Consider the following 10,688-nt stretch of genomic DNA (forward strand, 5'->3'; position numbering starts at 1 on the left):
AATCCCTCAAATCATTTTCTTATTTTTTATTTCCATTGAGCGAACCAAATGAATCCGAACCTCATTCAACCTGAGCTTTATGCACAACAGTTATCAGAAAAACTTACGACGCTAGAGTTGTTATTTCAAGAGCTACCTATGCCTGAAGTTGAGGTCTTTGAAAGTCAGGACTCTCATTATCGTATGCGAGCAGAGTTTCGCATTTGGCATGATGGTGATGAAATGTACTATGCTATGTTCGATTCAAAAGATCCTAGGCAACCCATTAGGGTCGATCAGTTTCCCGTCGCTTCAAAACTGATTAATAAGTTGATGCCTCAATTGTTGGCTGCGATTAAAGATATTCCAGTATTGCGGTATAAGTTATTTCAAGTCGATTTCTTAACCACACAAACAGGAGAGGCCTTGATAAGCCTGCTTTATCATAAGCCTATTGATGATGAGTGGGAGTCTGCTTCTACCGCGTTATACGATGCTTTTCCAGCATGCCATTTTGTTGGTCGGAGTCGTAAGAAGAAAATGGTACTGACAAGGGACTTTGTATTGGAAACCTTGACAGTAAATGGTCAAAAATTTCATTATCAACAGGTAGAAAATAGTTTCACTCAACCTAATGTTGGCATAAGTGAAAAAATGCTTGAGTGGTCATTGGACGTTACTCGCAATGATTCCGGTGATTTGTTAGAGATGTATTGTGGTAATGGCAATTTCTCTATTCCATTGGCGCGTCGTTTCAATCGAGTGGTTGCGACGGAAATTTCAAAAGTATCTGTACAGTCTGCTGAGTTAAATATAGCGCTTAATGGTATGAAAAATGTTGCCGTGGTTAAAATGGCAAGTGAAGACGTATCGGCGGCATTAAATGGAGATACGGAATTACCAAAACAATTGATACAGGCTGGAATGGAAACACTCTCACCTGATGTGGTATTGGTCGATCCTCCCAGAGCGGGGTTGGATGAGGCTACGGTTGAATTAGTGCGTAAAGTAGATAAGATACTGTATATCTCATGCAATCCAGAAACCTTGAAAAATAATTTACTGGCGTTATCGAGTACTCACAAAGTGGATAGATACGCTGTTTTCGATCAATTTCCTTACACACATCATATAGAGTGTGGTGTGTACCTTAGTCGGATATAGCCTAAGAAAGTGTATACAGTAGATTGATTTGCCCTTACGGTATACACATAAACTTTGTTGTTAGGCTTGGATACTAATGGATTGACCAATAATAGAATCTGGCGCCACATTATATTGTGTTACGACACTTGCATTTTGATTGCTTTTAACGGGCTCCACGGCAACATGGTTCTCTTCGTGTGGCCTGACTTCTGCGCTCTGCTCTTGTGGCCGTACAACATTTTCTGTATTGCTTGTAATATTGTCAGATATCGGAGGCGCTGTACTGCTTAAGCGTTGCTCGGTTGTTTCTGTTGGCGATAAAACAGTGCTTTGTTCTCCTACTGAAGATGGCTGAGTGTTCGCCTGTTCCTCTGATTTTACCAACCTACTGTCAGCTGGTTGGTTTTCAGGTGCCGCTTGAATTGAGTTTCTTTGTTGGGACTCAATGGATAATTGTCGACCAGCATCAGATAGAGTTACTTCAACGCTATCGGGCGACGTAACGGCGGCATTTTGCTTTTCACTACCACTGCTTAGGATGGGTGTGGTGCTGGGCTTTATAGAGCTAGTTAAATTTGCCCTGTCAGCTGCAGCTAATAAACCTGCTTCCATAACAAAACACCTCTATTGATTAAAAAACACCCTATCATTGTAGGCTTGAATGTCTAAAAACGCTATTGATTTTTTAGACATTCATCGAAGTGGCTAATATGAACGTTACTCATTAATAAAATGAAAGACATTCTTTTATGTTTGCGCATTGCTACTGGTGTTGTGTGTTAATATAGGCTTCCTTATTTCCCCCACTAAGTAGAGAAGTCGAACGAGCCATGAGAAATACCTCATTAGACAAAGATAAAATTAAAATTTTATTATTAGAAGGTGTTCATCAATCAGCAATTGATGCATTGAATGCAGCTGGTTATAGCAACATAGAATATTTTAAAACGGCATTAGCTGAAGATGAGTTAATCGAAAAAATTTCGGAAGCCCACTTTATCGGTATCCGATCTCGAACTCAGCTGACTGAAAAAGTATTGAGCCATGCAAATAAATTAATGGCTGTTGGTTGCTTCTGTATAGGCACCAACCAAGTTAATTTAAACGCAGCAAGTGAAAGAGGCATAGTTGTATTTAATGCGCCTTTTTCTAATACACGTAGTGTTGCTGAGTTAGTAATAGGTCAACTAATTTTGCTTCTGCGCGGTATTCCTGAAAAAAATGCAATTTGCCATCGCGGTGGTTGGATGAAATCGGCCGTCGGCTCTTTTGAAACTCGTGGTAAACGTCTAGGGATTATTGGGTACGGTAGTATTGGTACTCAATTAAGTGTACTTGCTGAATCTTTGGGTATGGAAGTCTGCTTTTATGACATAGTAACTAAACTTCCTTTAGGTAATGCTAGCCAAGTAAAAAGTTTAACGGAACTTTTATCTACAAGTGATGTTATTAGTTTGCATGTTCCTGAAACGGCATCAACAAAAATGATGATCGATGTGAAAGAAATTGCGGCGATGAAAAAAGGCGCTATTTTTATCAATGCTTCTCGAGGTACGGTTGTTAATTTAGATGCATTAGCCGAATCACTCAAGGCGGGTAATTTAAGTGGTGCTGCTATTGATGTATTTCCTGTTGAGCCTAAAGGTAATGCAGAAGAATTCATTTCACCTTTGCGAGGGTTAGATAATGTTATTTTAACGCCTCATGTTGGTGGTAGTACTATGGAAGCGCAGGAAAATATCGGTGTTGAAGTGGCTGAAAAATTGATTCAGTACTCTGATATCGGTACCACAACGGCTGCGGTGAATTTTCCGGAAGTGGCGTTACCTGCCCAAGATGGCTTTCATCGCCTATTGCATGTCCATGAAAACCGCCCAGGCATTTTATCTAGTATCAATACTATTTTTTCCGAAAATGGAATTAATATAGCAAGCCAATATTTACGTACAACTGAGACTCTTGGTTATATGGTAATGGATGTTGCCTATGATACAAGTGAGCTTGCTTTGGAGAAAGTAAAAGAAGTTGAAGGCACGATTAAAGCAAGAGTTTTGTTCTAGTTTATTCGTGCTTTTCAATGTATCAAAGGTCAGCTTATGCTGGCCTTTTTTATTCTATGATTATTGTAATTGATGGCCTGTCTGGGGTTTGATGTTAGTCTGACTAATGTAAAATAGAGGTATATTAGGTATTCTGAATTTATTTGATATGAGACTTTAGGTTTCATATGAAATAACTTCTGCTTTCATTTGTCAATTTGCGTCATAAGTAAGACAAAAGCGACACTTTTTCTCAAAAGTCCCTTTCTAGCGAAAAAAAACTTCCAACTTACCTAAACTGTCATTATTTTGTATTAATTGATACTTAGTATTAAGTATATAAATGAGTATAAATATGGTGCTTTTTCGGCATTATTACTTTCAAGTGCGTTTAATCTTGTATTTCAGTGTGATTTTATTATAGGAATAAGAACATGACACTTTCCCGTAGACAATTTTTAAAAGGTGCGTCAGTTGCAGGTGTAACAGCTGCTTCTACATTTTCAATCAATAAAGCTGTAGCGGCAAATAAAGAGTTACGTATTTATGCGTGGGCAGGCTACATCACGGATGAAATGTTGCAAGACTTTAAAGCAAAAACTGGTATTAATGCGACATTTACTCCTTATGGTACAAATGATGAGTTGATGAACTCATTACGAGCAACCGATGGTACTGGTTTCGATATTATCATGCCAACTGTAGATCGAGTGCCTGGGTATGTTGATTTTGACTTGGTTCAGCCACTAGATACGTCTCGAATTAATTGGGATGGATGCTTAGACAGTGCTATATCAGGTTCTGAAGTCGGTGGTCTGGTTAACGGTAAGCGTTACTTTGCTCCATCTGATTGGGGAACAGAAGCCATTGCATACCATAAAGAATATGCCAAAGTGGATCGTTCTAATTTAAGTTATGGTGACTTATGGAATCCAGAGCATGCTGATGGTGTTACGGTTCGTGGGCACTCTGCTTTGGTGGGTATTGGTTTATGGCTAGAAAATATGGGTAAACTGCCTTATCCAATGCTTGAGTCATACAAGAATGAAAAAGCGATGCGTGCTAACTTTGATGTTATCCTAAAAACAGCATCAGAGCATAAGGGTATGATTGCTCAGTTCTGGTCAACAGAAAATGAAGCTCAAGGTGCGTTCCGTACAAATGGTGCGGTTATTGGGCAAACTTGGGATAGCACAGCATTCAAGCTACAATCCGAAGGTGAGCCTATTGCCTATGGCGCGCCAAAAGAAGGTGCATTAGCTTGGATGGAAGGTTTTGTTATGCCGAAAAATGCCAATAATGTTGACTCTGTATATGAGTTTATTAATTGGTACTACACACCTGAAGCTGGCGCGATGTTCGTTAAAGCAACAGGGTATAACTCAACGGCAAAAGGCGCGGATGCTCTATTGCCAGAAGCAACGAAAGCCTTCTTCCAAAATTCATACACATCTGATGAATTAAAAAATCTATGGTGGTGGCCAATACAAGAACCTTGGTATGTGGCGCTTCGTAACGAGTATCAAGATCGTTATTTGTCAGCATAAATTTTTTCTAAAAAGGCTTCTATCTGCATATTAATGCGGGTGGAAGCTTTTTTGCGTCATAAACCTATAGAACTATAAAGATTAGAGAATTTTAATGGATAGCAGTGTTCATCTAGATAACGTAGTAATGAAGTTTGGTGATTTTACCGCAATACAACAATCGGATTTAAAAATAGAATCTGGAGAGTTTTTTAGTTTTCTGGGACCTTCAGGTTGTGGGAAAACAACAATCCTTAATATGATTAGTGGTTTTCTTGATCCGACAGAAGGGGCGGTAAAAATTGGTGGGGAGGACATGCGAGGCGTTCCTGCCAATAAACGGCCAACATCAATGATTTTTCAGAATTTAGCCTTATTCCCTTTGATGACGGTTGCTGAAAATATCGAATTCGGTCTTGAAGTGCGTGGTGTTAATAAGCGTGATCGTAAAAAAGCATCAGATAGGTTGCTTGAGTTGGTGGCGTTACCTGATAGTGCGGATAAGCAAGTTTCTGCTTTATCTGGTGGGCAAAAGCAGCGAATTGCGATTGCTAGAGCCTTGGCTGTTGAGCCACGAGTGCTGCTTTTAGATGAACCTCTTTCGGCTTTGGATTTAAAATTACGCCAACATATGCGTACAGAGCTAAAAGAAATTCAACGAAAAACAGGAATCACTTTTATCTATATTACCCATGATCAGGGGGAAGCGTTGACTATGTCTGATCGTGTGGCAGTTATGTCCGCAGGTCAAATTCAACAGGTAGCAGATCCAATTACATTATATCGAGAACCCGTGACCGATTTCGTGGCTTCTTTTGTCGGCGAAAATAATGCCTTTAAAGGTTCGATTCAAGACATTAATGGTTCTGAAATTGTTGTAGATTGCGGCCCTTTGGGGAAACTGGTTGGTAAAGGTGTAGGGGCATTAACTAAAGGTCAAGAAGCTACTTTATTTATTCGTCCTGAGCATATAAGTCTTATTCCAGTAGTTGAAGGCAACTCTTTTGATGTCACCATAAAAGAGATCAATTTTGAGGGAGCTTATTTAACTTTGAATGCTGAAACTACCTATGGACATAGTTTGGCAGTACAAATTGGTTCTGATCAATACTCTTCAAATATGACCCCAGGTGCTCATATTTCTCTGTCGTATCATAATAAAGATGCGGTAGTTATTTCTGGAGGAGAAAATGTTTAAGCAATTAAAGGCTCGTTTTGGTGGAGGGTTAGCGATAGCGATTCTTTCCATTATTGCTGTATGGCTAATTGCTTTAGTTATTTTGCCTCAGTTATTAATGGTGGACTATTCTTTACGACCAAATTTACTGCCGAGTGAGCTAGGAGGAGAAAAAGATACGTATTCACTCATTAACTATGAAACCTTATTTGCCAATAAAATACATTTAACGATATTTTTGAAGACGATTTGGTCTAGTGTGTTAGTGACGTTATTGACGCTTTGTGTGAGTTACCCTTTAGCTTTCTATCTCGCGAAGGTGGCAACGCCTGGGCAAGCGGCATTGTGTATACTTTTATTGATTATTCCTTTCTGGATTAATGAAATTCTAAGAACATTTTCTTGGTATATTATTCTAGCTTATAAGGGGCCGCTCAATTCCTTGTTACTGGCGCTAGGCTTGATTGATCGTCCTATGCGATTCATGACTGGAGATGGGGCTGTGATGTTGGGCATGGTTTATGCTTATATCTTGTTTATGATATTCCCTATCTATAATGCCATCGAAAATCTAGATATGAACCAAATTAAAGCCGCTCGAAGTCTTGGTGCGGGCTGGATTCGAACTCATTACCGAATCATTATACCTCATGCGAAACCAGGTATTGCAACGGGTTGTATTATGACCTTCATGCTTGCTGCTGGGAGTTATGCTGTGCCCGCTCTTTTAGGGTCTCCTGGAAGTCGCTGGTTTACGCAAATTATTTATAACTGGTTCTTTGAAGGCGGTAATTGGAACCAAGGTGCGGCATATGCTTTCTTACTACTATTAATTTGTATTGGTTTTATTGCACTGGTTATGCGTATCTTTAAAGTGGGCTTAGGAGACATCGCGCGATGAAATCTTCAACAATATTAACGTGGGGAATACGCTTCTATATTGGCGTCTTCTTCATATATCTATTTACCCCTCTCATTATTATGGGAGCGGCGACATTTAATGACAGTCGTTTTCCAACTGTTTCACCATGGAAAGGCTTCACATTAAAGTGGTTTGAAGCATTGGCACAAGATGGTGCGATGTGGGACGCATTGCTGACAAGTATTATTGTGGCTTTTGGTGTTCTGATTATTGCTGTCCCAATTGGTATTTGTTGTGCTTTATTTCTCTCTACTATTCAAGGTAAAGGGAAGACGTTTATCTATTCACTGATGATGTCACCACTACTTACTCCTGGAGTAATAGTTGGTATCTCGACTTTGATTTTTTGGAAAGGATTGTCGGTGAGCGGAGGTATGCTACTTACTGTGATTGCACAAACAACCTTTATCTCCGCCTATGTTATGTTAATGGTTCTAGCTCGCTTACAGAGGTTTGATCGCACATTGGAGCAGGCGGCAATGAGTCTAGGAGCAAACCAATGGCAAACCTTTAGAAGGATTTTGTTGCCCTATTTGAAACCAGCTGTTATTTCTGCCGCTGTTATCGCATTCCTACAGTCGTTTGAAAATTATAATACGACCTTGTTTGTGAAGGGGTACGATACAACCTTGACAGTATATATAGCATCAAAAGTAAGAACAGGTTTAACGCCATCGGTTAATGCTCTAGGATTGCTGATGATTTTAATTACGGTTGTTGTTGCTATTATTTATGAGCGGAAGAGGCGTCAAGAAGAAGCGGCAAAAGTAAATGTCGATTCGTAATTGATTTCCTTCTTGAAAAAAAGCGCTTCGGCGCTTTTTTTGTGTCTGCTATTAGGGTGCTGGGTTTGTTTGTATGATTTTTGTTCGCTTATTGCTTTTCTATGTGTAAAAAATAATCAAAAAAGCTTCTTTATCATTTTAATTACCCTTTTTTACAATAAATACCAAAAAAGGGTTGCACTAAATCTGTAGATCCTTAATATACGCCCTCGCTGACACGGACAACCACTCAGAACAACGAGTAAGCGTCCAACAAGAAAAACAACACGGTTTGTTCTTCTTGTCTTATTTTAGTTAGCACGCTCTTTAAAATAGTTAATCAGATAATTTGTGTGGGCGCTCGCTGGAGGCTTCGAAAATATTTTGAAGTCTTACGAGAGTCCAAACACTTTCAATTTGTTCATGTTTGTTTGATTTGTCAAACAAACATGTAAGTTTAGTTAGAGTTAAATTTGAGTAAGCACGCTGATTTATCAGCAAAAGATCTTAAACTGAAGAGTTTGATCATGGCTCAGATTGAACGCTGGCGGCAGGCTTAACACATGCAAGTCGAGCGGAAACGATGTAGCTTGCTACAGGCGTCGAGCGGCGGACGGGTGAGTAACGCGTAGGAATCTGCCTAGTAGTGGGGGACAACATGTGGAAACGCATGCTAATACCGCATAATCCCTACGGGGGAAAGGAGGGGATCTTCGGACCTTTCGCTATTAGATGAGCCTGCGTGAGATTAGCTAGTTGGTAGGGTAAAGGCCTACCAAGGCGACGATCTCTAGCTGGTCTGAGAGGATGACCAGCCACACTGGGACTGAGACACGGCCCAGACTCCTACGGGAGGCAGCAGTGGGGAATATTGGACAATGGGCGCAAGCCTGATCCAGCCATGCCGCGTGTGTGAAGAAGGCCTTAGGGTTGTAAAGCACTTTCAGAGGGGAGGAAAGGTAATTGATTAATACTCGATTGCTGTGACGTTACCCTCAGAAGAAGCACCGGCTAACTCTGTGCCAGCAGCCGCGGTAATACAGAGGGTGCAAGCGTTAATCGGAATTACTGGGCGTAAAGCGCGCGTAGGTGGTTTGTTAAGTCGGATGTGAAAGCCCAGGGCTCAACCTTGGAATGGCACCCGATACTGGCAGGCTAGAGTACGATAGAGGAGTGTGGAATTTCCTGTGTAGCGGTGAAATGCGTAGATATAGGAAGGAACATCAGTGGCGAAGGCGACACTCTGGATTGATACTGACACTGAGGTGCGAAAGCGTGGGGAGCAAACAGGATTAGATACCCTGGTAGTCCACGCCGTAAACGATGTCTACTAGCCGTTGGGTTGTAATGACTTAGTGGCGAAGCTAACGCGATAAGTAGACCGCCTGGGGAGTACGGCCGCAAGGTTAAAACTCAAATGAATTGACGGGGGCCCGCACAAGCGGTGGAGCATGTGGTTTAATTCGACGCAACGCGAAGAACCTTACCTACTCTTGACATCCAGTGAATCCGAAAGAGATTTTGGAGTGCCTTCGGGAACACTGAGACAGGTGCTGCATGGCTGTCGTCAGCTCGTGTTGTGAAATGTTGGGTTAAGTCCCGTAACGAGCGCAACCCTTATCCTTATTTGCCAGCACTTCGGGTGGGAACTTTAAGGAGACTGCCGGTGACAAACCGGAGGAAGGTGGGGACGACGTCAAGTCATCATGGCCCTTACGAGTAGGGCTACACACGTGCTACAATGGCGCATACAGAGGGCTGCGAACTAGCGATAGTAAGCGAATCCCACAAAGTGCGTCGTAGTCCGGATTGGAGTCTGCAACTCGACTCCATGAAGTCGGAATCGCTAGTAATCGTGAATCAGAATGTCACGGTGAATACGTTCCCGGGCCTTGTACACACCGCCCGTCACACCATGGGAGTTGATTGCTCCAGAAGTAGCTAGCTTAACCTTTCGAGGAGGGCGGTTACCACGGAGTGGTCAATGACTGGGGTGAAGTCGTAACAAGGTAGCCCTAGGGGAACCTGGGGCTGGATCACCTCCTTAAACGATACGAAGCTCTGGTGAGCGTTCACACAAATTATCTGATGACTACTTTATAGCAGCAATTGTTCTAGGATAGAGTCCTAAGCAAGGGGTTGATGAAAGCGATTATGTGATGACCAGTCATCATAATGTTCGCGTTATTCATGAATGTCTGACTTAGTGCTTTGCACTAAACTTGCTCTTTAACAATGTGACTTTTTGAAATAGACGATAATCAAGCGTCAAACCGGTGGAAAGCATCTTTCTCTTTATTGAGAATAACCTGGATGACTTTCTAAATCGTAAAATCCAGTGATGACACAAAAGCATCGTTGGTATGTGATCTGAGTGTTGTTTTGATACTGACTTTTCTTTTAGAAAAGTGAGGGATTAAAAAACTACTTTGGGTTATATGGTCAAGTGACCAAGCGTGCACGGTGGATGCCTTGGCAGTCAGAGGCGATGAAGGACGTGGTAATCTGCGATAAGGTTCGGGGAGTTGATAAACAAACTTTGATCCGAACATTTCCGAATGGGGAAACCCACCCGCTTGCGGGTATCATTAAGTGAATACATAGCTTAATGAGGCGAACTCGGGGAACTGAAACATCTAAGTACCCGAAGGAAAAGAAATCAACCGAGATTCCCTAAGTAGCGGCGAGCGAAAGGGGATTAGCCCTTAAGTTGATTTGGTGTTAGTAGAACAAGCTGGAAAGCTTGGCCGTAGAGAGTGAAAGCCTCGTATACGAAAACACCTTTTCAATGAAAACGAGTAGGACGGGACACGTGGTATCCTGTCTGAACATGGGGGGACCATCCTCCAAGGCTAAATACTCCTGACTGACCGATAGTGTACCAGTACCGTGAGGGAAAGGCGAAAAGAACCCCGGCGAGGGGAGTGAAATAGAACCTGAAACCGTGTACGTACAAGCAGTGGGAGCGGACTTAGTTCCGTGACTGCGTACCTTTTGTATAATGGGTCAACGACTTATTTTCAGTAGCAAGGTTAACCATTTAGGGGAGCCGTAGAGAAATCGAGTCTTAATAGGGCGTTTAGTTGCTGGGAATAGACCCGAAACCGGGCGATCTATCCATGAGCAGGTTGAAGG

Annotated in this window: 7 protein-coding genes and 2 rRNA genes; 8 read left to right on the forward strand and 1 reads right to left on the reverse strand. The window is 41.7% G+C overall.

The window, feature by feature from the left end; all coding sequences use genetic code 11:
* Positions 1 to 48 precede the first annotated feature (48 nt).
* Positions 49 to 1,143, forward strand: coding sequence for a tRNA (uridine(54)-C5)-methyltransferase TrmA (trmA, locus tag O1D97_RS10460; protein ID WP_269125378.1), 1,095 nt, complete (start codon positions 49 to 51; stop codon positions 1,141 to 1,143).
* A gap of 60 nt (positions 1,144 to 1,203) precedes the next feature.
* Here trmA and O1D97_RS10465 read toward each other — a convergent pair whose 3' ends face one another.
* Positions 1,204 to 1,737: a hypothetical protein gene (locus O1D97_RS10465; RefSeq protein WP_269125380.1), complete on the reverse strand. Its 534-nt coding sequence runs from the start codon at positions 1,735 to 1,737 to the stop codon at positions 1,204 to 1,206.
* 218 nt (positions 1,738 to 1,955) lie between these two features.
* Between O1D97_RS10465 and serA the strand changes: the two genes are divergently transcribed.
* The 7 genes from serA to O1D97_RS10500 form a co-directional block, all read left to right on the forward strand.
* Positions 1,956 to 3,185 carry a phosphoglycerate dehydrogenase gene (gene serA, locus O1D97_RS10470; protein ID WP_269125381.1) on the forward strand — a complete coding sequence of 410 codons (1,230 nt, stop codon included), beginning with the start codon at positions 1,956 to 1,958 and terminating at the stop codon, positions 3,183 to 3,185.
* A gap of 413 nt (positions 3,186 to 3,598) precedes the next feature.
* The gene (locus O1D97_RS10475) at positions 3,599 to 4,711 is read left to right on the forward strand and encodes an extracellular solute-binding protein (RefSeq protein ID WP_269125383.1); all 1,113 of its coding nucleotides are present in this window, start codon (positions 3,599 to 3,601) and stop codon (positions 4,709 to 4,711) included.
* Positions 4,712 to 4,805: 94 nt separating this feature from the next.
* The gene (locus tag O1D97_RS10480) at positions 4,806 to 5,888 is read left to right on the forward strand and encodes an ABC transporter ATP-binding protein (RefSeq protein ID WP_269125385.1); all 1,083 of its coding nucleotides are present in this window, start codon (positions 4,806 to 4,808) and stop codon (positions 5,886 to 5,888) included.
* Positions 5,881 to 6,768: an ABC transporter permease gene (locus O1D97_RS10485; protein ID WP_269125387.1), complete on the forward strand. Its 888-nt coding sequence runs from the start codon at positions 5,881 to 5,883 to the stop codon at positions 6,766 to 6,768. The genes O1D97_RS10480 and O1D97_RS10485 overlap by 8 nt, the downstream gene beginning before the upstream one ends.
* On the forward strand, positions 6,765 to 7,574 hold the full coding sequence (locus O1D97_RS10490; RefSeq protein WP_269125389.1) for an ABC transporter permease: 810 nt from the start codon (positions 6,765 to 6,767) through the stop codon (positions 7,572 to 7,574). The genes O1D97_RS10485 and O1D97_RS10490 overlap by 4 nt, the downstream gene beginning before the upstream one ends.
* Before the next feature lie 488 nt (positions 7,575 to 8,062).
* Positions 8,063 to 9,600 (forward strand): 16S ribosomal RNA (locus O1D97_RS10495).
* Between the two features lie 393 nt (positions 9,601 to 9,993).
* Positions 9,994 to 10,688, forward strand: a 23S ribosomal RNA gene (locus O1D97_RS10500); the annotation flags it as partial.

It is taken from the genome of Marinomonas phaeophyticola (genome assembly GCF_026966905.1).
In the GTDB taxonomy this organism is placed as follows: domain Bacteria; phylum Pseudomonadota; class Gammaproteobacteria; order Pseudomonadales; family Marinomonadaceae; genus Marinomonas; species Marinomonas phaeophyticola.

Coding starts and splice junctions, on each gene's coding strand:
- trmA (WP_269125378.1), top strand. CDS start 49: ATGAATCCGAACCTCATTCAACCTGAGCTTTATGCACAACAGTTATCA.
- O1D97_RS10480 (WP_269125385.1), top strand. CDS start 4,806: ATGGATAGCAGTGTTCATCTAGATAACGTAGTAATGAAGTTTGGTGAT.
- serA (WP_269125381.1), top strand. CDS start 1,956: ATGAGAAATACCTCATTAGACAAAGATAAAATTAAAATTTTATTATTA.
- O1D97_RS10475 (WP_269125383.1), top strand. CDS start 3,599: ATGACACTTTCCCGTAGACAATTTTTAAAAGGTGCGTCAGTTGCAGGT.
- O1D97_RS10465 (WP_269125380.1), bottom strand. CDS start 1,737: ATGGAAGCAGGTTTATTAGCTGCAGCTGACAGGGCAAATTTAACTAGC.
- O1D97_RS10490 (WP_269125389.1), top strand. CDS start 6,765: ATGAAATCTTCAACAATATTAACGTGGGGAATACGCTTCTATATTGGC.
- O1D97_RS10485 (WP_269125387.1), top strand. CDS start 5,881: ATGTTTAAGCAATTAAAGGCTCGTTTTGGTGGAGGGTTAGCGATAGCG.